Source organism: Nocardia abscessus, assembly GCF_015477775.1.
GTDB lineage: Bacteria > Actinomycetota > Actinomycetes > Mycobacteriales > Mycobacteriaceae > Nocardia > Nocardia abscessus_A.
Map to the genome: position 1 here is coordinate 215,610 of NZ_JADLQO010000005.1, position 24,905 is coordinate 240,514.

The window sequence follows — 24,905 nt, forward strand, 5'->3', positions numbered from 1 at the left end:
GCCCACCGTCATCGTGCGGGAGGGTGACCGAGCTCAGCGGGGGCGGTGGAAGGCGCTGTGCAGGATCAGATGGCCCAGCAGCGCGCCGTGGGTGGTGGCGGGCCGGGGGCGAGGATCCGGTGGTGTGGTCCGCGTGTCCGGGGGCGCCTGATCGGTGGGTTCGCCGGGGTTCATTCGGATTCTCCTGTCGTACGACGACGAGGGGAGCGTGGTCCGGGTTTCCATCGCTCCACCTCGGGGACGAACGTGGAACGGCCCGTCCGGATGGACGGGCCGTTCGGCGTGATCAGGGTCGTTTGCGCGGGGAGATCACCAGCACGATGCCGATGACGATCGCGGCGAGCACGACGATCCAACCGATCGGAATCATGCTGGTTGCGGGCCAGGACGCGGGGCCGACGAAGGCCCACGCGCTGACCGCGAGAGCCAGCAGACCCGCGATGAGCAGCGAGGCGGCAGGACCGCGACGGGATTCGGTCGTGTTCTTCTCGGTTTCAGCCACGCTGCACCTCCACGTTTCCGGCGCGGACGTCGATGTCGAGATCGAGCACCGGCGCGCCGGGAGCATTCGGACCGCTGATCCCGTCGACGCAGCGCGCCTCGGCCATGGTCGCCGTGCAGCTGGTTCGGACGGTCATGTCGGCGGGCAGCAGGATGCGGGCTTCGCCCATCCGGACGTCGAGGTCCACGGTGCGGTTCTCGGTGAGTTTCACCGATCGCAGGTCCAGCGTGCCCGAGCCCATGGTCACCTTGTAGTTCGCCGCCAGTTCGGCGGCGGAGGCCGGCGCCCAGGTGTGGTCGCCCATCGCGGCCTGGTCGAACTCGACCGGACCGACCGCGGAGGCGAGCAGCACGAACCCGGCGAGCGGCGCGGTGAGCACCAGCAAGCCGTAGCCGCGCCGCAGGAACGCCCCGAGCACCAGGCCGAGACCGATCACGGCCAGCGCCGCCGCGGCGATCCGGCCGGGTGTCATCCACTCCACGCCCGAGGACGCTGCCGCACCCGCGCCTGCTGCCGCCAGGATGGCCAGGCCGATCACCACGGGCGTCAGGCGCGAGCGCGGGCGCTTCTGCGGTGGGGTGACGACGGTGCGGACGGGGGTGGGTTCCGGGAGGTCCCAGGCGAGCGGAGCGACGCCGAGCGGGTCCCACGACGGTGGGGTCGGGCCGCCGATGATCGCGGGGCGGTACGGGCTCGGAGTGCGCCCCGGTGTGTCGGCGGCGTCTTTGTCGAGTGCGACAGGCGACGTTCTCGCGATGGGCGCGGCCACCGGTTCGTGTGCGGCCGAATCGGCTCGGCCGCCGTCGGTCGTGTTCGATCCGGCCTGGTTGCCGGACGGATCGATACGGTCGCTGTCGGTCGTGAGCGGCCCGGCTTGATCGCCGATCGTGGTGGGCGAACCGGCCTGGCCGCGGACAGCCGCGTCCGATCCGCTCTTGCCGTCGGCGGACGCGCTCGGTTCGGGTCCAGCAGGGGTGGTTGCCGATTTGTCCAGCACCACGGTCGCCGGGTCCTGCTCGTCTGCCGCGGGCTTGTTCAACTTGTTCAATGGGACCGTTGCCGCGTCGCCGTTCGCGGCATGCGCGGGCGTCTCGGGGACGTAGGCATCCGGCAGCTTGGTGTACGGCGTGTAGACGGCGGTCGGCGGCACGTACAGGTCGCCGACGGTCCGGGGCGTTCCCGGCGGGAAGACCGCTCCGGGGTAGCCGGTGGCGGTGATCCCGCCGTCGGGGACGAATCCGCCGAACAGTTCGGCGGTACCGGGCGGCGGATTGGGCGTGCGCAGGTGCAGCATCCACCAGCCCGCCAGCATCAGGGCGAGGCTGATCAGGCCGGATCCGCCGAGACCGACGCCGACCGGGCCCATCGTGCTCACGGCGATGGCCAGCGCGACGATCAGCACGATGGTCTTGGTCTGTGACTGCGAGCTGGAGCCCTTGCCGACCAGCGACTCGGCCGCGGACGCTTGGTCGCCCGACGCGCTCAGCAGCAGCCAGGCCAGCAGGTACAGCACGATGCCCGCGCCGCCGAAGATCGTCGAGACCACGAACGCGACGCGCACCAGCACCGGGTCGATCTCGTAGCGCCGTGCGAACCCCGCCGCGACGCCCGCGACGGGTCCCTGCCGCGGCAATCGGACCGGCCGGGTCTGCCATATCTGCTGGACCTGGTCGCCGAAGCTCGTTTTCGTCATGTTTCTCATGGTGTGCCCGATTCCCGTGTCGGCGCATCGGGGGGAACCCTGAAAAACAGCCTGAACACTTTGGACCGATCCACCGATGTAGCAATCATTCAGCTATGCACGGCGGATGGCGGCGCGCGGTCGTTTCGGCCTGGTCGAGGCGGGTGCCGTCCAGCAAGATCAGGGTGATTACCGATGGCTGGCAGCTGCGAAACCGTGCCAGTATCGAAGACATGTATCCGTCTGTTCCCGCGTTCGACACTCGGGGGTTCGACGCTGCCCGCGGTCTGGGATCCGCGCCCGCGCCGGTTCCCGGGCCGCCGCAGGTGCGGATGGTCCGCCGTTCCGGTGGCCGGATCGTCGGCGGGGTGGCGGGCGGTCTGGCCGACCATCTCGGCGTCGACGTGTTCAAGGTGCGGATGGCGTTCGTGCTGCTGTCCGCGCTGGCCGGGGCGGGCATCCTGGCATATGGACTGCTCTGGATATTCACTCCCGGCGGCACGGACCAGGTGAAGCCTTCGGGTGCGGAGCGGCGGCAGGCGATCGGGCTCGCCATGCTCGGTCTCGGTCTCGCGGTCGCTGTGTCCTGGGTGTTCAGCGGGACCGCGGCGAAGGTGATCGCGCCGATCATCGTGGTCGCGGTCGGCGCGGCGCTGGTGTGGCGGGAGTACGACGTCGACGGGCCGCGTTCGCTGCTCGGGCTGCCCGCGCGGCCTTCGGTGGTGACCTGGTCGCGCATCGTCGCCGGGGCGACGCTGATCGTGGCAGGCCTCGGCGTGGTGGTGCTGGCGCGGATCGATCTGAGCTCGCTCGGGTCGGCGCTGCTCGCGGTGGCGGTCACGCTGATCGGCGCCGGACTGCTGACGGTTCCGCTGTGGCTGCGCATGATGCGCGCGCTGAACGCCGAGCGCGCCGCCCGCATCCGCAACGAGGAACGCGAGGAGATCGCCTCGCACCTGCACGATTCCGTGCTACAGACGCTCGCCCTCATCCAACGCCAGGCCGACGACCCGCAGGAGGTGCTGCGGCTGGCCCGCAGCCAGGAACGGGAACTGCGGAAGTGGTTGTTCGAGGATTCCGGGCCGGCGCAGTCGAGCCTGGCCGCGGCCCTGCGCACCATCGCGGGCGAGGTGGAGGACCAGCACGGCGTGAAGGTGACGCCGGTGACCGTCGGCGACGTATCGATGGACGTCGAGGGCTCCGGATCGGGTCTGCCGAAGGAACACTTCACCGCGCTGCTCGGCGCGAGCAGGGAAGCGCTGGTCAACGCCGCCAAACATGCGGGCGTTCCGGAGATCGACCTGTTCGCCGAGGCCGAGCCGCACCAGGTGAGCGTCTTCGTCCGCGACCGCGGCTCGGGCTTCGATCTCGCGTCGGTGCCGGAAGACCGCCGCGGTCTGGCCAAATCCATCCGGGGCCGGATCGAACGCCGTGGCGGTCAGGTGGACATCGTGTCGACGCCGGGCCGCGGCACCGAAGTCCGGATCACCATGCCGCGCACGGACTCCGGTTGCCAGCTCCCGGACGAAGAGCCGGCTCGAGCCGCTCGCTAGTCGTCGGTTCCTTACCGATTCTGTTTGTTCGCGCGGCGCTGGGGAGCGCGTGGGGGATGGGTGTGGTACGGGTGGGGGGTCAAGGGTCAGTTAGGAGAAGTAGGTGGCCGTGCGGGTCTTTCTCGTCGATGATCACGCCGTTTTCCGGTCGGGTGTGCGTGCCGAGCTCAGCCGGGAGGCGGACATGGAGGTGGTCGGGGAGGCCGGTGGGGTGGCGGAGGCGGTGGCCGGGATCAACGCCGAGCGTCCGGACGTCGTCCTGCTCGACGTGCACATGCCCGACGGTGGTGGCGTCGCGGTGCTGGCCGGTATCGAGCCGGGGCCGGTGTGCCTGGCGTTGAGCGTGTCGGACGCGGCCGAGGACGTGATCGCGGTGATCCGGGCCGGAGCCAGAGGGTATGTGACCAAGACGATTTCGGGCGCCGAACTGGCCGACGGCATCCGCAGGGTGGCGGGTGGCGACGCGGTCTTCAGCCCGCGCCTGGCCGGCTTCGTCCTGGACTCGTTCACCGGGAAGTCCCCGGTACCCGAACCGCCCCTGGACCCCGAACTCGACTCCCTGACCCCGCGCGAGCTGGAGGTGCTGCGCCTGCTCGCTCGCGGCTACACCTACCGCGAGATCGCCGAATCCCTCTTCATCTCCGTCAAGACCGTGGAAACGCACGCCTCCAACGTGTTGCGCAAAACCCAGCAGTCCAACCGCAACGCACTGACCCGCTGGGCCCACCGCCGCCGCATCGACTGACCACGCCGCGCGGCGCTTCGCATACGCGCGAGGACGTCAGAGCACGGCGACGATGATCGCGATGATGATGATCAGGCCGATCAGGAGACCCACGGCGATGGCCAAGGGGGCGTTGCTCGGCTGCGGGTTCTTGGCGCGCTGCGCGGGTGGGGCCGCGGACGCCCCGGCGTGGTTGCGGTGCGGGCGGGGGAGCGGCGTGGAGTGGGGGCTGCGGATCCCGGACGCCGAATTACGCGCGGCCCAGGCCGGGATGGTTCCGTCCTCGGTGCGGACGGGCGCGCCGAGAATGTACGGTCCGGTGCCGGGACCGAAAGCGGCGGTGAGGATTTCGTCCCGCGCCTCGGCCATGGTGGGCCGCCGCTGCGGCGCCGGTTCCATCATGTGCAGCAGTGCCTGGGTGAGCACGCCGCTGCGGGTCGGCGGGATGATCTGCGCCATGGCGGCGCGGTGCACGATGACGTCGCTGTCCTCGTCGAAGCCGAACGGCGGTTGCCCTTCGATCGCGGTGTAGAGCGTGGCGCCGAGGGAGAACACGTCGCTGGCCTTGGTCGGCTGCGCTCCGCGCGCCACCTCGGGGGGCAGGTAGGAAGGGGTGCCGGTGATCACGCCGTCCGGTTCGTCGGACACCTCGCCCGCACCGCGAGAGATGCCGAAGTCGCTGAGCTTCGCCATGCCAACGCCGGGGCCGCGGTCGGCGACGAGGATGTTGCCCGGTTTGATGTCCCGGTGCACGATGCCGACCGCGTGTGCGGCGGCCAGCGCGTCGGCGACCTGGGCGCCGATCTGCGCGACCTCGATCGGCGGCAGCGTGTCGACCAGCGCGAGCGCCTTCGCGACACTGCGCGAGGGTAGGTGCTCCATCACCAGCCAGGGCTCACCGGCCTCGAGCACCACGTCGTACACGGCGATCGCGTGGTCGTGCGAGAGCTTCGCGGCGACCCGGCCCTCGTGCATGATCTGGTTGCGGACCGCCTCGGCTTCCTCCTCGCCGAGCCCGGCCGTGGTGAGCACCTGCTTGATCGCGACGTCCCGGTCGAGCAGGCGGTCGTGGGCCAGCCAGACCGCGCCCATGCCGCCGCCACCCAGCTTCGACTGGAGGCGGTAGCGGCCTGCGACGAGGTATTGAGGGCCGACAGTGGGACGAGCGCGTTCGGTCACGGTGCGAGGGTAGCGGAAAATGGGGCTAGCTGGCCTGATTCGTGTTCGCGCATGCCAGGGACATGAGCACGAATCGCGCGCCGCGCCCGCCCTCGGACTCTCGGTTCGAATGCGTGCCACCCACCATACCGATAAACGGGGGCCGGACGTCGTAGCCGAGTGCACGCCGCGTTCCCGGTTGCGCCTCGCATCGGCCCATGCCACTGCGCGAGAGGAGCCGCGGCCGCGACACGAGGACTGAACCCTTGACGAAACCCGGGGGTCGGTTTCTACTGAGTCCGTATCGAACGTATATTCGATATCGATCGATAGCTGAATCGGTGCTGCCGCTCGAATCGCGAGGGCTGCTCCGCATGCTTCGCCTCGGGTCCATCGTGGGAAGTAGGTGGTTGAGATGGGTTCGGATGCGATGTCGCAGGGAGGGGTGGATCGGGACGCGCTGCCGCGCGGTGCGGGGCGGCAGGGTGCTCCTACGCTTGATGAGCTGCGCAGACGCATGGCAGCGGTGCCGGGGCGCGGTGAATCGGCAGCGCATCGCGTCCCGCTCGACAATGGTGCGCCCAGAGCGGCGTTGCCGGTGCCCGCGGCGCTCGCTCCGCTGTTGCCCGATGGTGGCTTGGTCAAGGGTTCCGTCGTGGCGTACACGGGTGCGAGTTCGCTGCTGGCCGGCCTGCTGGCCGCGGTGACCGAGAGGGGTGGGCATGCCGCGGTGGTCGGCATGCCTCGGCTCGGTCTGCTGGCCGCGGTGGAAATGGGGGCGCAACTGCGGCGGCTGGCCGTGATCAGCGACCCCGGCCCCGACCCGGTGGAGGTGGCCGCGGTGCTGCTCGACGGGCTCGATCTGGTCGTGCTCGGGCTCGGGGGCGGCGCCGTCGCCCCCGCCCGCAGCCGGGTGATCGCAGCCCGCGCCCGCAACAAGGGCGCCACCCTCGTGGTCGCCGACGGTCGCTGGCCCGGCGCGTCCCTCCAACTCGACGCCCGCGTCGCGGGTTACACCGGTCTCGGCCGCGGGCGCGGACGCTTGCGCTCGCTCGGCTTGACCGTCGAGGTGCGGGGCAAGGCGGGCCCGCCCCGGCGCGGACGGCTGGATCTGTGCCCGAACGCGGGTCGCGTGGAATGGGTGCTGCGGGAAAAGGCGGCTCGGCCAGTGGAAGCCATCGATACCCAGGAGGCGGTGTCGTGAGGGCCTTGACCGGCTCGCCGATCGAGCGATTCGATATCGCTGGTTCCGCCGGTCTCGGACGCGCCACGGAGACTCGCGGCATAGCGAAGCCGGGTCTCTGGTGCGATGTCCCGCACGGCTCCGCCGGGGTGGCGCGTCTTCGAGGACTCGCCGATCGCGGGAACCAGCGGGTGGTGGCGGACGAAGGCAGTGCGTCGCCGTGATCCGGCCGGGGTCGAAGCGGGTGCTGGCCCTGTGGTGCCCGGACTGGCCCGCGGTCGCCGCGGCGGCGATGGCGGGGCTGCCCGCGACGCGGCCGGTGGCGGTGCTGTTCGCCAACCGGGTGGTGGCGTGTTCGGCGATCGCGCGAGCCGAAGGCGTGCGGCGCGGCCTGAAGCGCAGAGAGGCGCAGGGGCGGTGCCCGGAGTTGTTTCTCGCGCAACAAGACCCGGATCGGGACGCGCGGTTGTTCGAACCGGTGGTCGCGGCGGTGGCCGCGACGGTGCCCGGCGTGGAGGTGCTGCGTCCCGGGTTGCTCGTGCTCGGCGCGCGCGGTGCGGCGCGATTCTTCGGGTCCGAGGAGGCGGCGGCCGAGCGCCTGGTCGACGCGGTGGCCGCGGCGGGGGCGGAAGCGCAGATCGGGATCGCCGACGAGCTGTCCACGGCGGTGATCGCGGCCCGGCGCGCCGCTGTCGTGCCCGCGGGCGCCGGAGCGCGGTTTCTCGCACCGCTGCCGGTGGGGGAACTCGCGGTCGAGCCGAGCCTGGCCGCGCCGGAACGCGCCGACCTGGTCGACCTGCTGCACCGCTTGGGCTTGCGCCGGATCGGTGATTTCGCCGCTCTTTCCGCGACGGAGGTCGCTTCCCGGTTCGGGACCGATGCGGTGCTGGCGTATCGCTGTGCCAGGGCCGAGCCGGAGCGCCCGCCCTCCGCGCGGCAGCCGCCGCCGGATCTGGTGGTGGAGTACCGCTGTGATCCCCCGATCGAGCGGGTCGACGCGGCCGCCTTCGCCGGACGCCTGCTCGCCACCCGGCTGCACAGCGCGCTGGCGGGCGCGGGGCTGGCCTGCACCAGGCTCTCGGTGCACGCGGAAACCGCGGCGGGGGAGGACCTTTCGCGGATCTGGCGATGTGCGGAGCCGCTCACGCCGGAAGGCACGGCGGACCGGGTGCGCTGGCAGCTGGACGGCTGGCTCACCCGGCGTGACGGCGCGCGGCCCACCGCGCCGATCACCGTGCTGCGGCTGGAACCTGTCGAGGTGGTCACGGCGGGCGCACTGCAACTCGGGTTGTGGGGCGGAGCGGGGGAGGAGGACGATCGCGCCCGCCGGGCGCTGATCCGGGTGCAAGGGCTGCTCGGCGGGGAAGCGGTGCGGGTCGGCGTGCTCAGCGGCGGACGCGGACCCGCCGAACGCATCACCATGGTCGCGCTGGGTGACGAACTCGTCCCCGCGGCCGACCCCGCGCAGCCCTGGCCGGGCCGGTTGCCCGAGCCCGCCCCCGCCGTGCTCCTGCTGAACCGTCCACCGGTACGGCTGGAAGCCGCCGACGGCGCGCTTGTCAAAGTCACCGATCGCGCCATGTTCGATGCCGACCCCGCCCTGCTGCGCTGGGGAAGCAGACAGTGGCGGCTGACCGGCTGGGCGGGACCGTGGCCGGTGGACGAGCGTTGGTGGGCACCCGATTCGGACGACACGGAATTCACCGCCCGCGCACAAGTCCAACTCGACGACGCCCCCGCCGCCGACAAAGTCCTGCTGCTGATCTATCACGACGAAACCTGGCGCGCCGAGGGACTTTACGACTGACCGGCCTCAGCAGAACTCTGTGATCGATAGGCGCCGGCTCTGTTCGGCTGCATCCATCGATCAGATGCGGGAGTGCCGAGTGGGTCGTGATCGGCGCCGGATTCACTCCTGACGTGACCACACCGTCGCCAAGGTGAACGGATGTCCGCGTAGGGCGGCCCATTTCGGCTTGCGCGCCAGCCACGCGTCGTCCACCACTGCCTCGGCGACTTCGGTGAGGGTCCACCCGGCGGCGAGACCCGCCGACAGGTGCTCGCTGATCAGGTGCAGATGCGTGCTGATCGCCACCGGTTCGCCGGAGGGATCGGTGTAGTGCGTCGGCATTCCGGACACCATGATGAATTGGGGGTGATAGCTGACCAGAACGCAGCGGGCGCCAGGTGCGGCCAGGCGCCACGCCTCCGCGTAGAACGGCGCCAACTCCGGGAGGTGCTCATCGATCAGCGAGGCGATCACCAGGTCGTAGGTGCCTTCCGGCAGACCGGTGGCCCGCACGTCCGCGCGGGTCAGCGTGGTGTGGGCGCCGCGTTCGGCGGCCAACGCCAGCATTCCCCGGCTCACGTCGACCCCGTCGATGTGCGTGATTCCGCGCTCGCGCAACCAAGTTCCGGTCCGCCCGGTGCCGCAGCCGAGGTCGGCAGCGCGCCGCACTCGGGCGAGGTCCAGTCGCAGCCGCCCGAGCAGCGCGAGATCCATCTCGTCCAGGACCGTCTGCTCGTAGGTGGGCGCCCAACCGTCGTACCCCGTGGCAACGTCGACGGTGCGGTAGTCGCGGCGGTCGAAATCGGCGAAGGAGGGCATGCCGCGAGTATTGTTCCGAGCTCACTCCCGCGCCAGGCATTTACCGAGCCGATCGAAACAGCCTCGGCCGCGCGGGAGTTCACGAGTTACGGGCCCAAGCGCCACTCGTACCACACTTTTACCGGCAGGTGATCCGTGCTACACCGCACAGGCCGAGTGCATAACAGCCGGTATTCTCGTTCGTCGTGGATCTGAGGGTGGGCCAAGTGGCTTTCGGCGACGTGCGGATCGCCTATCGGGATTCGGGTGTGGGCGCGGTCAGCGACATCCCCGTGCTGCTGGTGCACGGCATGGGCGGCGACGGGCACACCTGGGACCGGTTCGCGCGTGTCCTGGTGCAATCCGGACGTCGTGTGATCATCCCCGACCTCCGCGGACACGGCCGTAGCTCGCACACCGATTCCTATCTCTTCGACGACTTCGGCGACGATCTGCTGCGCCTCTGCGATCAACTGGAGCTGCCCTCGGTGGACCTGGTCGGGCATTCGCTCGGCGGCTACGCGGTGTCGCGCGTGGCGCAGGAGCGGCCGGAGCTGGCGCGCAAGCTGGTCATCGAGGAGTGTCCGCTCCCGTTGCAATCCGGCGCCGAGGAATTGCGCCTGACCCGCCGTTTTCCCACCGTGCCCGAGCTGTGGCACGCCACCTCCAGCCTGGCCCGGCACCCGCGCGCGGTGCTCGCGTTCGACCGCTCCATGACGAAGACGGCGCTCGAGCAGTTCCGCAAGCCGAACCCGGAGTGGTGGGACCGGCTCTCCGACATCACCGCACCCACCTTGGTGTTGTGCGGCGGACCGGGCGGCATGGTGGATCCGGACAAGCTCGCCGTCCTACAGGCCAGTCTTCCCGACTGCACGGTGACCACGTTTACCTGCGGCCACAGCATCCACCGCGACCGCTACCGGGAGTTCGCCGCGGCCGTCCGGCCGTTCCTGGCGGGCTGACGAGGTGCGCGCCGTCCGGATCTAGAGTGAGGGAATGTCCGCGCACGGCCGTCCGGTTCTGTTCTGCCTCGCCGAACGGCCCCTGCGCGCCCGGCTGATGGGCGACAACGCGCCGCGACCGGCAGGTCGTCGCTGGTGAGCGGGTTCGAGGGGATGCTCTGTTCGGCCGCCGCCGCGGTCGACGTTCCGCTGCCGGGCACCGCTACCCGGGTGACCGGATGGCTGTGTGTGGAACACCCCGGCGCGTGGGGCCGGGACATGCTCGGCGACGAGGTGCTCGGCCCCGAGATCACTGCCGGACTGACGGCCCGCACGGCGGCGGCGCACGTCCGGCCGATGCTGATCCGCCGCCCGGGACGCCGTGAGTTCAGCGGCGGCCGAACGGTGTTGCTGGCGAGCTCGCGGCGAGCCGACCCGTGGTGCGAGCGCATCGAGATCACCGACCTGACCCAGCTGCTCGAACTCGACCTGGGACTGCTGAACGGCCCACCGCCGGGAATCGGTGCGCCCGTGCACGATCCGCTCGTGCTGGTGTGCGCGCACGGGAAGCGCGATCAGTGCTGCGCGCTGCTCGGCCGCCCCATTGCCGCGGACCTCGCCAGGAGATACCCGGGGCAGGTCTGGGAATGCTCGCACACCGGCGGCCACCGGTTCGCGCCCGCGCTGGTGCTGCTGCCCAGCGGTCTGACCTACGGTCGCCTCGACGCGCGGGCGGCTGCCGAGGTGGTCGAGGCGGCGCGCCGCGGGGCGGTGGCGATGACCGGTCTACGCGGCCGCAGTTGCTACCGGCCGGTCGAGCAGGTGGCGGAAGTCGCCGTTCGCGAACGCATCTCCGCGTGCGCCGCCGATCTCACGGTCGAATCCGAGCCGGACCCGGCCGAGGGCACGATCGCGGGCGCCGCGATCGTCACCCACCGCGACGGCCGCCGCTGGCGCGTCATTGTTCGCGCCCGGGCGCTCGCCCCGCGGCAGGCCAGCTGCAACGCCGCGCCCAAGGCGGTGACCGCGCTGATCGCGGACGACATCCAGCCGCTTCCCTGAGTCGGCCGACGAGAGGTGTGCGGCCTTCCCACGCCTGTCCACCGACGGCGGCTCGGTCGTCACGTCAGGTCCGCATCTCCAGAGCACCTGTGCCCTAGCGGGGTCTTCCGAGCGGACCGCTCGGCTCAGGTTCTCGGCACCGCCGAGGTCACCAATGCGTGCCGGGCACCCACCGGGCAGCGCGCCGCAAGGCCGTGCCCGTGACTCGCCGCGCGGCCGACCGGGGCCGCCGCGTGGGAAGTGAAACGGCGGATTCGGCCGGTTCGTCGTCGGGCTCGGTCTGCTCGCCCTTGGCCGCGGGGGAATCGGGCAGGGAGCGGTAGTAGCGGTGCAGGACGCGGTCGCGGATCTTCGGGGTGAGCAGGGCGCCGTACTCGGCGATGGTGCCCAGCGGAACGTCGATGCGTTTGGGCCGTTCGATCAGCGCGCGCACGATGGTCGCCGCCGCCCACTCGGGAGACTCGGCGGGGCCCTGATCGCCGCTCGGGACGATCATCGGCGTCCGCACCAGCGGTAGGTGGATGGTGGTGAACGTGACGCCGTCGGCCATGGTCTCGACGGCCGCCACCTCGGTGAACTTGTCCAGCGCCGCCTTGCTGGCCAGATAGGCCGAGAATCGCGGCGTGGCCATCTGCACCCCCGCGCTGCTGATGTTGACGATGTGCCCGAACTTGCGTTCCCGCATCTGCGGCAGCAGGGCCAGCGTCAGCCGCAGCGCGCCGAAGTAGTTGACGGCCATGGTGCGTTCGAAGTCGTGCAGCCGGTCGGTGGAGCGGTGGATGGCGCGGCGGATCGAGCGGCCCGCGTTGTTCACCAGCATGTCCACCTGGCCGTGTTCGTCCAGGATGGTCTTGATGACGTGGTCGACGGAGTCGGAATCGGTGATGTCGCAGGCATACCCGTACGCCGAGCCGCCCGCGGCCCGGATCTCGTCGACCACTGCGGCGAGTTCTTCGCCGCGGCGCGCGAGCAGGAACACCGTGGCGCCCTTGCCCGCGACGGCCACCGCCGCCGCCCGGCCGATGCCGGAGGACGCTCCGGTGATGAGGACGTGCCGTCCGGTGAGGTCACGGTTGCGGCGCCGAGCGGGCTCCGCGGCTGCGTCGGTCATCGCTGCTCCTTTGCAGGTCTTGTGGCCAAAAACTTACTCCTAAGTAAGTTAACTGCCAAGTGGTCCTGGTCACAGTCGAGAATGCCCGCTCCCGCCGCCGCGGCGCGCCGTCCGGTGTGGCGGGCATGTTCGAGAACCGCACGGGCGTGGGGTTTTCCGGGTGCGCGAAACGCATCGAACAACTCTCGAAACGTTCGAACATATGTGCGATACTCGGCGCATGTCGGACGATCGGATGGCGGAGGTGTTTGCCGCGGTGCGGCTCGGTGGCGTCGACCCCGCGGCGGGGCGACGGGCGTTGGAGAAGCTCTGGGACGAACTCGGCGAACACGGCGGAGCATTGCAACGCTGCGTGGTCGCGCATCATCTCGCCGACCTTCAGGAGAATGCGGCCGAGGCGCTGCGCTGGGATCAGCGCGCGCTGGCGGCGGTGTTCGGGCCCGGCGTGCCGCTGGACGAAGGTCTGCGCGGCTTCCTGCCGGCGCTCTATCTGAACCTGGCCGACAGTCATCGCCGGGTCGGCGAGTTCGAAGTGGCCCGGATGCAATTGGCCATCGCCCGCGGGCATCTCGACGTCCTGGCTTCCGATGCCTACGGCGCGCTCATCCGGGGTCGTCTGCAGGGCGTCGAGGCCGCCCTGGCCGCGGGGTCCGTCGAACGGCTTCGGGCGTCCTGACCTGCCTGTACATCCCCTGGATTCGAATGTATGTTCGAGGCGAGGAGGTGAGTCGTGGGCTGGAGCGACGGTCCGCCCAGCTGGGCGGAGATGGAGCGGGTGCTGTCCGGGCGGACGCACCCCGACGCGAGGTATCCGGGCGACGGCGGCGACAGCCCGGCGTGGTCGCGTAAACGCGAGGAGTACCGGCCCGAGCCGGTGCGCCGCGCCGAGGGACCGTCGGTCCCGTACGCGGAGCTGCACGCGCACTCGGCCTACAGCTTCCTGGACGGGGCGAGTCATCCGGAGGAACTGGTGGAGGAGGCGGTGCGGCTGGGCTTGGCGGCGATCGCGCTCACCGACCACGACGGCTTCTACGGCACCGTCCGCTTCGCCGAGGCGGCCAAGGAATGGGGGATGCCCACCGTCTTCGGCGCCGAACTGTCCCTCGGCACGGCACTCGAGCCGCGCGTTCCCGGCACCGAACGCGGGCACGCCGCCGCCCCCGACTCGGCGCCGCGCACCGGAGCGCCGGACCCGGCCGGGCCGCACCTGCTGGTGCTGGCTCGCGGCCAGGAGGGCTACCGCAGGCTGTCGCGCGAGATCGCCGCCGCGCACCTGGCCGCGGGTGAGAAAGGCATCCTGCGCTACGACCTCGATGCGCTCACCGCGGCGGCCGGAGGACACTGGCAGATCCTGACCGGATGCCGGAAGGGACACCTGCGCCAGGCCCTCGAGTTCGACCTTCGCGCGGGGAGCGCCCGGCTGGAGCGGGCGGAGGCCGCGCTGCGCGAGCTGACCGACCGCTTCGGCGCCGACCGGGTGAGCGTGGAACTCACCCACCACGGCGTCCCGGAGGACGACGAGCGCAACGCCCACCTGATCACCTTGGCCGACCGTCTCGGCCTGCCCGTGCTCGCCACCACCGGAGCGCACTTCGCCGCACCGAGCCAGCGCCGCCGAGCCATGGCGCTCGCGGCGATCCGGGCCAGGCAGAGCCTGGACGAGATGGCGGGCTGGCTGGCCCCCGCGGGCGGCGCGCACCTGCGATCCGGGGCGGAGATGGCGCGGTTGTTCGCCGACTGCCCGCAGGCGGTGGCGAACGCGGCGGCCCTGGCCCGCGAATGCGCCTTCGATCTGCAGCTGATCGCCCCCCACCTGCCGCCGTTCGACGTGCCGGCGGGGCACGACGAGCAGTCCTGGCTGCGCGAACTGACCCTGACCGGCGCCGCGGCGCGCTACGGCTCCCCCGAGCGGAACCCGGAGGCCTACCGGCAGATCGAGCACGAACTCGCGGTGATCAACGACCTGGAGTTCCCCGGCTACTTCCTGGTGGTGCACGACATCGTCAGTTTCTGCAAGGACAACGACATCCTCTGCCAGGGCCGCGGTTCGGCGGCCAACTCGGCGGTCTGCTACGCGATCGGCATCACCAATGTCGACCCGGTACGCAACCAGTTGCTGTTCGAGCGTTTCCTCTCCCCGGAGCGCGATGGGCCGCCGGACATCGATGTCGACATCGAATCCGACCGCCGCGAAGAAGCGATCCAGCACGTCTACCGCAAGTACGGCCGCGAGTACGCCGCGCAGGTGGCCAACGTGATCACCTATCGCGGCAAGTCCGCGGTGCGCGATGCCGCACGGGCGCTGGGGTTCTCGCCCGGACAGCAGGACGCGTGGAGCAAGCAGGTGAGCCGCTGGACGGGCGTCGGCGCCGAGACGAACACCGACATCCCCGCCGAGGTGCTGGAACTGGCCGCCGAGATCGAGGGGCTGCCCCGGCATCTGGGCATCCACTCCGGCGGCATGGTGATCTGCGACCGGCCGATCGCCGACGTCTGCCCGGTGGAATGGGCGCGCATGCCCGGTCGCAGCGTCCTGCAATGGGACAAGGACGATTGCGCCGCCATCGATCTGGTGAAGTTCGACATGCTCGGCCTCGGCATGCTCTCCGCCCTGCACTACATGATCGACCTGGTGCGCGAGCACAAGGGCGAGACCGTCGAGCTGCACTCGCTCGACCTAACCGAACCCGAGGTCTACGCGATGCTTTCGCGTGCGGACTCGGTGGGCGTCTTCCAGGTCGAGTCACGCGCGCAGATGGCCACGCTGCCCCGGCTGCGACCGCGCAGCTTCTACGACCTGGTGGTCGAGGTGGCGCTGATCCGCCCCGGCCCGATCCAGGGCGGGTCGGTGCACCCCTACATCCGCAGGCGCAACGGCGTGGAGGACATCGCCTACGACCATCCGGCGCTGAAGAATTCGCTGGAGCGCACGCTCGGCGTGCCGCTGTTCCAGGAGCAGCTCATGCAGATGGCCGTCGACGTCGCGGGCTTCACCGCCGTCGAGGCCGATCAGCTGCGCCGCGCCATGGGTTCCAAGCGGTCTCCGGAACGCATGGAGCGCCTCAAAGACCGGCTTTATCAGGGCATGCGCGAGCGGCACGGCATCACCGGGGAGGTGGCCGACCGCATCTACGAGAAGCTCTACGCCTTCGCGAATTTCGGCTTCCCGGAAAGCCATTCGCAGAGCTTCGCCTCGATCGTGTACTACTCGTCCTGGTTCAAACTGCACCATCCCGCCGCCTTCTGCGCGGGTCTGCTGCGCGCCCAGCCGATGGGTTTCTACTCGCCGCAGTCGCTGGTCGCCGACGCGCGCAGGCACGGGGTCGCGGTGCACGGCCCCGATGTCAACGCCAGCCGCGCCGAAGCCACTCTGGAAGCGGAGGGCACCGAGGTGCGCCTGGGTCTCGCCGCGGTCCGGCAGATCGGGGAGGATCTCGCCGAACGCATCGTCGCCGCCAGGGGCGAGCGGCCCTACACGTCCTTCCTCGACCTGACCGGACGGGTGGAACTCACTGTCGCCCAAGCGGAATCCCTCGCCACGGCGGGCGCGCTCGGCAGCCTCGGCGTCACCCGCCGCGAAGCGCTCTGGGCGGCGGGCGCGGCCGCGGGCGAGCGCCCGGATCGGCTGCCCGGTACCGGCGCGGCCACCACCGCGCCCACCCTGCCCGGGATGAGCGATCTGGAGACCGCCGCCGCCGACGTCTGGGCCACGGGAGTCTCGCCGGGCAGCTATCCGACCCAGTTCCTGCGCCCACGTCTGGATGCCCTCGGCGTCCTTCCGGCGTCGAGCCTGCTGCAGGTGCCCGACGGCTCCCGTGTCCTGGTGGGCGGCGCGGTGACGCACCGGCAGCGTCCCGCCACCGCGGAGGGCGTCACCTTCCTCAATCTGGAGGACGAGACCGGCATGGTGAACATCGTCTGCTCGCTGGGGCTGTGGCGGCGCTACCGGAGCCTCGCCCAGGGCGCTGCCGCCCTGCTCATCCGCGGCCGGGTGCAGAATGCCGAGGGCGTGGTCAGCGTGGTCGCCGAACATCTGCAACGGATGGATCTGCGGATGGTGTCCAAGTCGCGCGACTTCCGTTGAGCGAGTGCTTTAGAGAAGTGTTAGAAGCGTTCTAGAGAACTGTTATGCGGGGGTGTCCGCGCAGCGTAAACGGCTACTGTGCCAGGCATGAGGAAGCTTGCTGTGCTGTGTGTCGGCGTGCTGGGGTTGATCTTGCTCGCCGGCTGCGGCGACGAGGACGCGACACCCGCTCGGGACCGATCGTCGGCGGTGGTTCCCGGGCCCGCCTCCGCGCTCGTGCCGCCGGGGCTGCACGAGCAGGCGCCGCCGAAGCGGGACAACAACTCCGGCGGCGAACCGATGTCCGACCGCAAGGAGGTGGTCAGCGGCAGCGTAGAGATCACCGCCGACGCGCCGGTCGCCGCGGCGGGCACGGTCATCGAGCGGGTGCGTGCGGCGGGCGGGCGGGTCGACAGCCGCACCGAGCAGCCCGGCACCGACGACACGAAAGCCGGCGCCACCCTCGTCGTCCGATTGCCCGCGGACAAGACCGACGCGTTCATCGCGGGCCTCGAGGGGATCGGGCAGGTCACCCGGGTCACCACCAACCGCGACGACGTCACCATGCAGTGGGAGGACCTGGACGCCAGGATCAAGGCGCTGCAAGCCTCGGTCGAGCGGCTGCGCGCGCTCATCGCAGGCGCCACCAACACCTCCGACCTGATCACCGCCGAGCAGGCGCTGTCCAGCCGCCAGGGTGAGCTGGACAGCCTCACCGCGCAGAAGCGGCGGCTCGACGACCAGGTCGCCCTGTCCACGCTGACCATCGAGATCACCACCGAGCAGAAGAAGTCCGACGACGATCCCGACAGCTTCTGGGAGGGCATCGTCTCCGGCTGGAACTCCCTGGTGGACTGGTTGCAGGACGCCGTCGTGTTCAGTGGCAAGGCGATTCCGTGGCTCGGCTTCCTCGCGGTGGCGGCCGCCGTGCTGTGGGGCATCGTCCGGGTTGTGCGCCGTGGGAAGCCCGCCTCGGGCACGAGAGAATCGGCACCGGCTCCCGCGGAGTCCGTGAGCAGCGCCGCGGAAGGCGCGGAAACCAGCACAGGAGGCAAGCGTGCCGACGGTGGTAAGGGCGACGATCAAGCCGAACAGCCGTAAGGGCCCGCTGGTGGAAACCCTCGACGACGGCAGCCTGCACCTGTACGTGCGGGCTCCCGCCGTCGAGGGCAAGGCCAACAAAGCGGCCATCGAATTGCTCGCCGAGCACTACGGAGTCCCCAAGTCCGCCGTTCGCCTGGCCGCGGGCGCGACCTCCCGCTTCAAACGATTCGAGATCGATGACTGAGCTTCGATCGGCCTGTCTCGCAACTGATCGCAAAGAGGGTAGTTCAGACGCCGCCGGGGAAGCCGAGTTGGCGCCAGGCTTCGTAGACGGTCACCGCGGCCGCGTTGGAGAGGTTCATGGAGCGGCGGCCGGGCAGCATCGGGATGCGCAGCCGGTCGGTGATGTGCGGGTCCGCGAGGACCTCCGCGGGCAGGCCGGTGGGTTCGGTCCCGAACAGCAGCACGTCGTTCTCGCGGTAGGCCACGTCGGTGAACCGGGTGTCTGCCTGCGTGGTGAACGCGAAGACCCGCTCCGGGCGCAACACCTCCCACGCCGCCGCCAGATTCGCGTGCACCGTCACCGACGCCAGATCGTGGTAGTCCAACCCGGCCCTGCGCAACTTCGGCTCCGACAACTCGAACCCCAACGGCTCGATCAGATGCAGATGACACCCGGTCCCCGCGACCAACCGAATCGCGTTGCCGGTATTCGGCGGAATGCACGGCTCGTGGAACATCAGATGGAACACCGTTCCAGTCAATCAGGCGCTGCCACCGCCGGGTCGCCGGGTCCACCGCCAGGGCTCAGCCGAAGCTGCCCGTGCTCGGCTTGCCGATCACGTCGACGGTGATGACGTCGGTCATCGACGTGTAGCCGTGGCGGGGATCGCCGGTGGGGCGTTCCCAGGCGCATGCGCCACGCACGCGCATCTGTCCGGCGGGGAGGCTTCCGTTGCCGAGCGACGACTGGACCATCTTGCCGTCCGCGATGGCGAACGACGTGGGGTTGTTGCCGCCGAAGATCTCCCCGGTGTCGTCGTTGTACACCCAGCACACACCCTCGGCGTTCGGGTTGTGGAATTTCGCCGACACGGTTCCGGGCACCGAGAAGACCTCCTCGAGCACCGGAGGCGACAGCGGAGGTGTCGCGGTCGCGGTGGCGCCGGAGCCGAGCGCCATCGCCACGGCCGGAAGCGCGGCGGCGAGAAGGGGAAGTCGTCGAGTGGTCATGATCGACATGCTGTCAGCTCCCCGAACGTGCCCCTGTTTCCAGGGGTGGCAACACAACTGAGCGACAACGTTTTTTGTTCCGGCGCGCGAGACGGGATCCGGGCCGGGCGCGGATGTCAGGCTTCGTGGATCCTGATCCGTCGGCGGTCGGGTGCCAGTAGCTGGATCAGCGCTGTGATGCTCTGCTCGCCCAGTCCCTCGGCTACCGCTCGGCGCAGCAGGTCGTGCATCGGGGCATGCCAGGACATATCGACGCCCGATTCCGCGCCGAGCCGCTCGTCGTCGCCGATCGCGGTGTGGAACAGCGCGATCGATGAGCCGAGCCGGGTGAAGTCCCGGTTGTCGATCTCGTCGGCCATGATCGGGAGCAGTGACTCGATCATCTGTAGCCATTTGATCGAATACGGCACCATTGTGCGTGCCGACAGACCGCGCGCGGACAGTACCGCCGCGCCCTCGAAGAATCCGAGCAGTGCGGGGAGAAGTGTGGCGCCCACGGCGGATTCGTAGAGAGCGGCCAGGTCCGGTTCGGCGCCCAGATGGACGAGGTCGCCACCGAGTGCTCGCAGTGTTTCCCGGTGCTCGTCGAAGACGGCTTGTTCGCCGCCGAAGTACAGCAATGTGTCCGGCTTTCCGACAGCCGAAGGTACGTTCTTGATCGCCCCACCGAGGAAGCGCGCCCCTCGACTGCTCGCCCAGCGCGCGAAGTCCCGCGCGTCGGCGGGGGCGCCGCTGTTGAGCGTGACGAGGGTTCGCCCGCTCAGCTCGGTCTCGGCGGCGGTCAAACTGTCACGGGTCGCCTGAAACGTAGTCAGACACGTGATGATCAGCGGGCTGGCGGCGATGGCATCGGCGACGGCGAGCTGCTGGTGCGCGCCCGCGGCCACCAGCGGAGCCGCCCGCTGCGGGTTGCGATTCCACACGGTGGTCGGAAGTCCTGCCGCGAGCAAGGCTTCCGCGAGGGCGTAACCCATCGAACCCGTGCCGAGCACGGATACCGCGGTTTTCTGATCGATCATGCGACTCCAATCGCGCGCTGTGCCCGTGAGACTCACGGCCCCGACAAGGACCGAGTGTTTGCCCACCCGGCGACACCGACAAGTACGCACTTTCTGGAGCAGTTCCGAACGTTCAGGTAAGTGCCCAGATAGCGACCGGCGGCACCGTAGTTCTCATGACCGGAGTCACAATCGGCTGCCGTCGTGTTCCGCCGATGCCGATAGACGACCTCATCTCTGAGCTTGCCGCCGATCGAGCGCCCTCCTGATCTCCCGAAGCCTTGCTCCGAGAGCTTCCCGCGCATCGTGAACGTTGGTCACTGGTTGGCGTACTCCGCGTACGGGGTCGCCAGCTCCCAGAGTCGTTGCTTCACGCTGCGGCGGTAGCCGACGAGCCCTGGATCGGTGGTCACCGCCAGTCCCGCCGGCTTCCCGTTCTCGTTGATCAAGTTGTAGACAACCCGCTCGGTGTCGATGAGCCACCAATCATCGGGTGGCACTTCGCCTGCGAGATGCCGGGGCGCGTACCGGATATCCTCACCAGCCGCCGTATTGCTGTCGGTGACCGACAACAGCCAGCGGTGGTAGTCGGTGTGCGGCACCGTCACAACGCGGACCCGGCTCACGGTTACTCCCCGACCGGTGGTTTCCTCGACCAGATCGTTCCATCGGTTCTTGTGTTCGTCCGGTAGAGCGGGCTCTCCGGCGAGGAAGCGCCGCAACCGATCGGACTCCGTGGGCACGGCGTAGGCGTCCCTCACTTCCAGATGAAAAGCCTCAGCCTTGCAATCACGAAACAGGGCCACCCAATCCGGCGGCTCATGCTGAAGGTAGAGCACCGTAGAACGTCCTCCCGATCTTCGGAACTTCGATCGCTGTCTCGTTGGCCGCAAGGTCCAGTTGAGCCAGCGTCAGTGGTTCTCGATCGATCTATCCCCATGTGTGCGAAGCGCTGCGCCGATCAGTTCCCGCGCAGCGTGGCCGGTGACCGACAGACCGGCAAGAGTGTCGAACGCACGGTGATACAGCTTGATTTCCCTCGGCTGGGTCACGGTGAGTTCTGCGGTGATCGCCTCGACGAGCACTAACTTGTTGTCGAACATCGAAAAGTGCGTCGGGACGAATGGAAGTTCCGCCCCGGCAGGCACGATTCCGAGCGTCACCCTCGGTAGCCCGACTACAGCGAGCAACCGGTCCAACTGACCGACCATCACATCGGCACCGCTGACCGTGGTGTGCAACGCTTGCTCTCCGATGAGGAAGTTGTTGCCGCTCCAGCCGATTGGCGACACCCGCCTCTACATCGTTGGGTACCTGGTAGAACCGGCTGACGTTCTGTAGCGTTCCCGTCGCGTATTCGGCGGTCTGCAAGAACCCGGGGATGAAGAACGGGTTGTAGATCCGTACGATTTGAGATGTCTCGCTCAGGCTCACCAGCGCATGTTGACGTCGTCGAGTGCCGGTGCCGAGCACTTTTCGCCATTCGAGATATGCGGCAGCGATGTTCTCCAGGCCGGCTACCAGGTCCGGCACCTCGTCTACGGCGTGGCAGTGCTCACACCAGGCGCGGATGTCAGCGCGTGACGGTTTGATTCGCCCGTACTCGATCTTGGACATCTTGGTTTGGTGCCACGCGTTCCGCCGGGCCAGCTCCGCGCCGGACAATCCCGCGTTGAGTCGAAGCTCCCGGAGCCGACTTCCGAGAGCTTCGCGCTGCTGGTGAATCGAGTCGGTCACGTCTCGGCGTACTCCGCGTACGGCGTCGCCAACTCCCATAAGCGGTCGCGGACACTTCGGCAGTAGTCCACAATTCCCGGATCTGTGGTTACCGCCGCACCTGCGGGTTTGCCGTCAGCATCGACGAGGTTGTAGACGACTCGTTCGTCGTCGAACAGCCACCAGTCATCCGGTGGCACCTTCCCCGCCGCATGGCGGGGCAAGTACCGGATGTCTTCACCGGAATGGATGTCGCGTCCGGTCACCGACAGCAACCAACGGTGGTAGCCGAGTGAGGGACGGTTACGACACGGACCCGACTCACCGATATCCCGCGATCAGCTCGCTGGGCACCGGGGTGCAGCGACGGCCGGAGGTCTTCACCGGCTGAGCACGACGCATGGATGAGGTCCCTGGATAGGTGAGCGACCGCAACCCGGGCAGACGGCCTCATGGTCCGGCAGCTCGGCTCGAAGAACCTCCGGCGGACCGGACGCGGGCCGGTCTGCAAGAATCTGGGTGTGACCGATGCCGACACGCCTATCGCGGAGCACCGGGGTGGTGCCCGGAGTCTGGGGGCGCAGTTTCTGCGCTGCCATCTGCCGATGGTGGTCGTGACGCTGGTCATGGTGGTGGCGGTGGTGTTCGTCGCGTCCGATCGGTGGCGGCGCGGGGCCTTCTTCTTCGGCGGTGCGACGCTGCTGGCGGCGGCGTTCCGGTTGTGCCTGCCGACCGCGCAGGTCGGGCTGCTCGCGGTGCGCAGCAAACCGTTCGACGTCGGCGCGCTGACGCTGCTGGGCTCGAGCATCCTGTTCCTCGCGGCCACGATCAACACGCTCGGCGTCGGCTGACAGCGCGAGCGATCGGCGACCCGGCCGGGCCGGGTCGCCCAGGTGATCAGCGGGCAGCGGCGTACCGCTCGGCGAAAACCGTCCGCTCGCGGGGACGACGCCCGGGATGGGGTGGGACGGCGTCGCTGTAGCCGATGGTGATCAGCACCGCTATGGCGAGATCCGCGCGGTCGCCGATCCCGATGGCTTGCTTCACCAGCTCCGGATCCCAGCCGTTCATCGGTGCGGAGGCCAGGCCGAGCCCGGTGGCGGCGAGCATCGCGTAGGTGGCCGCGATCATCGCGTTCTTGACGGCGTTCTCTCGCAGCAGTCCGCGCTGCTCCAAGGCCAGGTACTCGGCACGCCCGTCGAACAACGCGGTGAATTCGGCGTTCCACGCGCCGTTGCGGCCGGCCAGTTCGGCGATATCGGTGTTGCGGTCTCGCCAGGCGGCGGCATCGGCGACGAAGACCAGCACCGCGGGCGCCTCCTTCGGCTGCGGCTGCCCGAACGCCGCCTTCGACAGCGCGTCGCGGCCGGATGCACTGGTCACCACCACGATCGACCGGTCCTGCATGTTCCACGCGCTCGGTGCTTGCATCGTCAACTCGAGCAATTCTTCGAGCAGGTCGGGTGGTACCGGGTCGGGGCGATAGTGCCGTACCGTGCGACGTCCTCGAATCGCGTCGGCCACCGAAAGTGTCTGTGTTTCCATATTTCTTACTATCGGAGAGTCACACTCAAATAGGAAGAAGGCACTTTTCAGTGCGCTACACTCCGATAGGTGCGCACGTATCTCGAAGATTCCGGGCTGCCCGCCGACGTCTACTCCGCGAAGTGCCCCACGCGGGAGGTTCTCGACCACATCGCGGGCAAGTGGACGGTGCTGATCATCGACGCGCTGGCCGAGGGCACCATGCGGTACACCGATCTTCGCCACCGCATCGACGGCATCTCGCAGAAGATGCTGACGCAGACGTTGCGCCAACTCGAGACCGACGGATTCGTCACGCGGACAGTGCATCCCACCGTGCCGCCGCGGGTCGAGTACACGCTGACGGAGCTGGGTCACAGCCTGCGCACGCCGATAGCGGCGCTGCGGGAGTGGATCGAGACCAATATCAACCGAATCGAAGCGGCGCGGCGGGCCGCGGCGCTGTGAGGTGACGACCAGCGCACCTGTCAGCGTTCGGGTCGCACACCGGCCCGGGCTAGTCGCATGGTCTCGGTCAGCAGCTTCGACACCGCCGCCGCCTCGGTGAGGAACCCGTCGTGCCCGTCGCGGGAGTGCACGATCTCCAGTCCGTCGCAACCGGGTAGCAGATCGGCGAGCTCCTGCTGGGTCCGCAGCGGGTACAGCCGGTCGGAGTCGACGCCGCCGACCACGCAGGGCACCGGCGTCGCCGCGAGCGCCGCCTCGATGCCGCCGCGCCCGCGGCCGACGTCGTGGCGGTTCATCGCCTCGGTCAGCAGCACGTAGGTGGCGGGATCGAAACGCTTGCACAACTTCTCGGCCTGATGGTCGAGGTAGCTCTGCACCGCGTACCGGCCGCCGTTCCACGGGTCCTCGTCGCCCTGCGGTTTGTTCTCGAACCGGTGGTCCAGCTCGAATTCGGTGCGGTAGGTCAGGTGCGCGATCCGCCGAGCCAGGGCCATGCCCGTGGTCGGGACGCGGCCGGTGCCGTGATAGTCGCCGCCCTGCCAGTCCGGATCGGCCTCGATCGCCGCGATCTGGGTGGTCTGGGTGCCGATCTGGTCGGCGGTAGCGCGGGCGCCGACCGCGAGCACCAGCGCCGCGGCGACCCGCTCCGGTGCGCCGACCATCCACTCCAGCACCCGCATGCCGCCCATCGACCCGCCCACCACGGCGGCGAGCCGCTCGACGCCGAGCAGGTCGAGCAGAGCGGCCTCCGCGGTCACCTGGTCGCGGATGGAGATTTCGGGAAACCTTGCACCCCAAGGCTTTCCATCCGGAGCGGGAGAAGACGGCCCGGTGCTGCCCTTGCAGCCGCCGAGCACGTTCGTCGCGACCACGCACCATTCGTCGGTGTCCAGGGGCGCACCCGGCCCGACCATGCCGTCCCACCAGCCGGGCATCTCGTGCACGTCGTCGGGCTTGCCGACGACGTGCGAATCGCCGGTCAGCGCGTGTTCGACCAGCACGACGTTGTCCAGTCCGGGAGAGAGTTCACCCCAGCGCTGCACCGCCAGGCGCACGTCCGGGATGACCGCTCCGTTCTCCAGTCGCACATCGCCGATGGCGATGGTGCCGAGCTGTCCGTCCGGGGGCGGCAGGGCGACGGCGGAGGTCCGGGCGCTCTGTTCGGAACCCACGGTCACGTCGTCGCCGCCGCGAAACCGGCGCGCAGATCGGCCGGGATGTCCTCGATGCCGACCGCGAGACCGACCGGTCCTGGGGCGAGCCGTTCCTCGGGCGTGAGCTGCGAATGCGTCGTCGACGCGGGGTGAATCACGAGGGAACGCACCTTCCCGATGTTAGCCACGCGGGTGTGCATGGC

25 protein-coding genes and 2 pseudogenes are annotated in these 24,905 nt (G+C 69.5%); 12 read left to right on the forward strand and 15 right to left on the reverse strand.

The features are described from left to right. Window positions 1-33 precede the first annotated feature (33 nt). The 3 genes from IU450_RS16090 to IU450_RS16100 form a co-directional block, all read right to left on the reverse strand. Window positions 34-174: a hypothetical protein gene (locus IU450_RS16090; RefSeq protein WP_195150591.1), complete on the reverse strand. Its 141-nt coding sequence runs from the start codon at window positions 172-174 to the stop codon at window positions 34-36. Window positions 175-286: 112 nt separating this feature from the next. Continuing rightward, the gene (locus IU450_RS16095) at window positions 287-502 is read right to left on the reverse strand and encodes a hypothetical protein (RefSeq protein WP_195150592.1); all 216 of its coding nucleotides are present in this window, start codon (window positions 500-502) and stop codon (window positions 287-289) included. Next, entirely contained in the window at window positions 495-2,204 is a 1,710-nt protein-coding gene (locus tag IU450_RS16100) for a PspC domain-containing protein (RefSeq protein ID WP_195150593.1), read from the reverse strand. The genes IU450_RS16095 and IU450_RS16100 overlap by 8 nt, the downstream gene beginning before the upstream one ends. 212 nt (window positions 2,205-2,416) lie before the next feature. Between IU450_RS16100 and IU450_RS16105 the strand changes: the two genes are divergently transcribed. Both IU450_RS16105 and IU450_RS16110 read left to right on the forward strand, forming a co-directional pair. Beyond that, entirely contained in the window at window positions 2,417-3,736 is a 1,320-nt protein-coding gene (locus tag IU450_RS16105; protein WP_195150594.1) for an ATP-binding protein, read from the forward strand. Between the two features lie 109 nt (window positions 3,737-3,845). Beyond that, on the forward strand, window positions 3,846-4,481 hold the full coding sequence (locus IU450_RS16110) for a response regulator (protein ID WP_043720224.1): 636 nt from the start codon (window positions 3,846-3,848) through the stop codon (window positions 4,479-4,481). A gap of 36 nt (window positions 4,482-4,517) precedes the next feature. Here the strand turns inward: IU450_RS16110 and IU450_RS16115 are convergent, their stop codons facing one another. Further along, window positions 4,518-5,639, reverse strand: a complete 1,122-nt coding sequence (locus IU450_RS16115) for a serine/threonine-protein kinase (protein WP_195150595.1) — start codon at window positions 5,637-5,639, stop codon at window positions 4,518-4,520. Between the two features lie 394 nt (window positions 5,640-6,033). Between IU450_RS16115 and IU450_RS16120 the strand changes: the two genes are divergently transcribed. Beyond that, window positions 6,034-6,822, forward strand: a complete 789-nt coding sequence (locus IU450_RS16120) for a hypothetical protein (RefSeq protein WP_195150596.1) — start codon at window positions 6,034-6,036, stop codon at window positions 6,820-6,822. A gap of 271 nt (window positions 6,823-7,093) precedes the next feature. After that, window positions 7,094-8,608 carry a DNA polymerase Y family protein gene (locus tag IU450_RS16125; protein ID WP_195150756.1) on the forward strand — a complete coding sequence of 505 codons (1,515 nt, stop codon included), beginning with the start codon at window positions 7,094-7,096 and terminating at the stop codon, window positions 8,606-8,608. A gap of 102 nt (window positions 8,609-8,710) precedes the next feature. Here IU450_RS16125 and IU450_RS16130 read toward each other — a convergent pair whose 3' ends face one another. Further along, complete coding sequence (locus IU450_RS16130) at window positions 8,711-9,409, reverse strand: class I SAM-dependent DNA methyltransferase (RefSeq protein ID WP_195150597.1); 699 nt, start codon at window positions 9,407-9,409, stop codon at window positions 8,711-8,713. A gap of 185 nt (window positions 9,410-9,594) precedes the next feature. On the opposite strand from IU450_RS16130, the gene IU450_RS16135 reads away from it, so the two are divergent. Next, window positions 9,595-10,350 carry an alpha/beta fold hydrolase gene (locus tag IU450_RS16135; RefSeq protein ID WP_195150598.1) on the forward strand — a complete coding sequence of 252 codons (756 nt, stop codon included), beginning with the start codon at window positions 9,595-9,597 and terminating at the stop codon, window positions 10,348-10,350. Between the two features lie 153 nt (window positions 10,351-10,503). Beyond that, window positions 10,504-11,391 (forward strand): sucrase ferredoxin, encoded by an 888-nt coding sequence (locus IU450_RS16140; RefSeq protein ID WP_195150757.1) that lies wholly within the window; start codon window positions 10,504-10,506, stop codon window positions 11,389-11,391. A 148-nt stretch (window positions 11,392-11,539) separates the two neighbouring features. On the opposite strand, the gene IU450_RS16145 is transcribed toward IU450_RS16140, so the two are convergent. Beyond that, on the reverse strand, window positions 11,540-12,502 hold the full coding sequence (locus IU450_RS16145) for an SDR family NAD(P)-dependent oxidoreductase (protein ID WP_195150599.1): 963 nt from the start codon (window positions 12,500-12,502) through the stop codon (window positions 11,540-11,542). A gap of 220 nt (window positions 12,503-12,722) precedes the next feature. Between IU450_RS16145 and IU450_RS16150 the strand changes: the two genes are divergently transcribed. The 4 genes from IU450_RS16150 (at window position 12,723) to IU450_RS16165 (ending at window position 17,853) form a co-directional block, all read left to right on the forward strand. Further along, window positions 12,723-13,178, forward strand: coding sequence for a hypothetical protein (locus IU450_RS16150; RefSeq protein WP_195150600.1), 456 nt, complete (start codon window positions 12,723-12,725; stop codon window positions 13,176-13,178). Window positions 13,179-13,232: 54 nt separating this feature from the next. Further along, entirely contained in the window at window positions 13,233-16,586 is a 3,354-nt protein-coding gene (locus tag IU450_RS16155) for an error-prone DNA polymerase (protein ID WP_195150601.1), read from the forward strand. Window positions 16,587-16,673: 87 nt separating this feature from the next. Next, a complete protein-coding gene (locus tag IU450_RS16160; RefSeq protein ID WP_195150602.1) occupies window positions 16,674-17,666 on the forward strand; it encodes a DUF4349 domain-containing protein in 993 nt (330 codons plus the stop codon). Next, on the forward strand, window positions 17,623-17,853 hold the full coding sequence (locus IU450_RS16165; RefSeq protein ID WP_195150603.1) for a DUF167 domain-containing protein: 231 nt from the start codon (window positions 17,623-17,625) through the stop codon (window positions 17,851-17,853). Before IU450_RS16160 ends, IU450_RS16165 begins: the two co-directional genes overlap by 44 nt. A gap of 43 nt (window positions 17,854-17,896) precedes the next feature. Here the strand turns inward: IU450_RS16165 and IU450_RS16170 are convergent, their stop codons facing one another. The 6 genes and pseudogenes from IU450_RS16170 to IU450_RS16195 all read right to left on the reverse strand — a co-directional run bounded on the left by IU450_RS16170 (window position 17,897) and on the right by IU450_RS16195 (window position 21,822). Further along, window positions 17,897-18,361 (reverse strand): tRNA (cytidine(34)-2'-O)-methyltransferase, encoded by a 465-nt coding sequence (locus tag IU450_RS16170; RefSeq protein WP_181724662.1) that lies wholly within the window; start codon window positions 18,359-18,361, stop codon window positions 17,897-17,899. 55 nt (window positions 18,362-18,416) lie between these two features. Continuing rightward, window positions 18,417-18,842, reverse strand: a complete 426-nt coding sequence (locus IU450_RS16175; protein WP_195150604.1) for a hypothetical protein — start codon at window positions 18,840-18,842, stop codon at window positions 18,417-18,419. A 116-nt stretch (window positions 18,843-18,958) separates the two neighbouring features. Beyond that, entirely contained in the window at window positions 18,959-19,861 is a 903-nt protein-coding gene (locus IU450_RS16180) for an NAD(P)-dependent oxidoreductase (RefSeq protein WP_195150605.1), read from the reverse strand. 296 nt (window positions 19,862-20,157) lie between these two features. Then, window positions 20,158-20,679, reverse strand: coding sequence for a DUF6879 family protein (locus IU450_RS16185; protein ID WP_195150606.1), 522 nt, complete (start codon window positions 20,677-20,679; stop codon window positions 20,158-20,160). 72 nt (window positions 20,680-20,751) lie between these two features. Continuing rightward, window positions 20,752-21,616, reverse strand: a pseudogene (locus IU450_RS16190) (helix-turn-helix domain-containing protein). Further along, the gene (locus IU450_RS16195; RefSeq protein WP_324197706.1) at window positions 21,574-21,822 is read right to left on the reverse strand and encodes a DUF6879 family protein; all 249 of its coding nucleotides are present in this window, start codon (window positions 21,820-21,822) and stop codon (window positions 21,574-21,576) included. The pseudogene IU450_RS16190 and the gene IU450_RS16195 overlap by 43 nt, the downstream one beginning before the upstream one ends. Window positions 21,823-22,161: 339 nt before the next feature. Between IU450_RS16195 and IU450_RS39750 the strand changes: the two genes are divergently transcribed. After that, window positions 22,162-22,407, forward strand: coding sequence for a DUF3017 domain-containing protein (locus tag IU450_RS39750; RefSeq protein WP_195099024.1), 246 nt, complete (start codon window positions 22,162-22,164; stop codon window positions 22,405-22,407). A 46-nt stretch (window positions 22,408-22,453) separates the two neighbouring features. Here the strand turns inward: IU450_RS39750 and IU450_RS16205 are convergent, their stop codons facing one another. Beyond that, window positions 22,454-23,101, reverse strand: a complete 648-nt coding sequence (locus IU450_RS16205; protein WP_195150609.1) for a nitroreductase family protein — start codon at window positions 23,099-23,101, stop codon at window positions 22,454-22,456. Between the two features lie 69 nt (window positions 23,102-23,170). Here IU450_RS16205 and IU450_RS16210 point away from each other — a divergent pair, with 69 nt between their 5' ends. Beyond that, complete coding sequence (locus IU450_RS16210) at window positions 23,171-23,548, forward strand: winged helix-turn-helix transcriptional regulator (protein ID WP_195150610.1); 378 nt, start codon at window positions 23,171-23,173, stop codon at window positions 23,546-23,548. Window positions 23,549-23,568: 20 nt separating this feature from the next. Here the strand turns inward: IU450_RS16210 and metX are convergent, their stop codons facing one another. Further along, on the reverse strand, window positions 23,569-24,726 hold the full coding sequence (gene metX / locus IU450_RS16215) for a homoserine O-acetyltransferase MetX (RefSeq protein ID WP_195150611.1): 1,158 nt from the start codon (window positions 24,724-24,726) through the stop codon (window positions 23,569-23,571). Next, window positions 24,723-24,902 (reverse strand): annotated as a pseudogene (locus IU450_RS16220) (PLP-dependent transferase); the annotation flags it as partial. The gene metX and the pseudogene IU450_RS16220, both read right to left, overlap by 4 nt. Window positions 24,903-24,905 lie beyond the last annotated feature (3 nt).

What these genes read in the sequence shown, in the direction of transcription:
- IU450_RS16090 (WP_195150591.1), bottom strand. Translation starts at nt 174, where the DNA reads ATGAACCCCGGCGAACCCACCGATCAGGCGCCCCCGGACACGCGGACC.
- IU450_RS16100 (WP_195150593.1), bottom strand. Translation starts at nt 2,204, where the DNA reads ATGAGAAACATGACGAAAACGAGCTTCGGCGACCAGGTCCAGCAGATA.
- IU450_RS16105 (WP_195150594.1), top strand. Translation starts at nt 2,417, where the DNA reads ATGTATCCGTCTGTTCCCGCGTTCGACACTCGGGGGTTCGACGCTGCC.
- IU450_RS16120 (WP_195150596.1), top strand. Translation starts at nt 6,034, where the DNA reads ATGGGTTCGGATGCGATGTCGCAGGGAGGGGTGGATCGGGACGCGCTG.
- IU450_RS16125 (WP_195150756.1), top strand. Translation starts at nt 7,094, where the DNA reads ATGGCGGGGCTGCCCGCGACGCGGCCGGTGGCGGTGCTGTTCGCCAAC.
- IU450_RS16130 (WP_195150597.1), bottom strand. Translation starts at nt 9,409, where the DNA reads ATGCCCTCCTTCGCCGATTTCGACCGCCGCGACTACCGCACCGTCGAC.
- IU450_RS16140 (WP_195150757.1), top strand. Translation starts at nt 10,504, where the DNA reads ATGCTCTGTTCGGCCGCCGCCGCGGTCGACGTTCCGCTGCCGGGCACC.
- IU450_RS16145 (WP_195150599.1), bottom strand. Translation starts at nt 12,502, where the DNA reads ATGACCGACGCAGCCGCGGAGCCCGCTCGGCGCCGCAACCGTGACCTC.
- IU450_RS16150 (WP_195150600.1), top strand. Translation starts at nt 12,723, where the DNA reads ATGTCGGACGATCGGATGGCGGAGGTGTTTGCCGCGGTGCGGCTCGGT.
- IU450_RS16160 (WP_195150602.1), top strand. Translation starts at nt 16,674, where the DNA reads ATGAGGAAGCTTGCTGTGCTGTGTGTCGGCGTGCTGGGGTTGATCTTG.
- IU450_RS16175 (WP_195150604.1), bottom strand. Translation starts at nt 18,842, where the DNA reads ATGACCACTCGACGACTTCCCCTTCTCGCCGCCGCGCTTCCGGCCGTG.
- IU450_RS16180 (WP_195150605.1), bottom strand. Translation starts at nt 19,861, where the DNA reads ATGATCGATCAGAAAACCGCGGTATCCGTGCTCGGCACGGGTTCGATG.
- IU450_RS39750 (WP_195099024.1), top strand. Translation starts at nt 22,162, where the DNA reads ATGGTGGTCGTGACGCTGGTCATGGTGGTGGCGGTGGTGTTCGTCGCG.
- IU450_RS16205 (WP_195150609.1), bottom strand. Translation starts at nt 23,101, where the DNA reads ATGGAAACACAGACACTTTCGGTGGCCGACGCGATTCGAGGACGTCGC.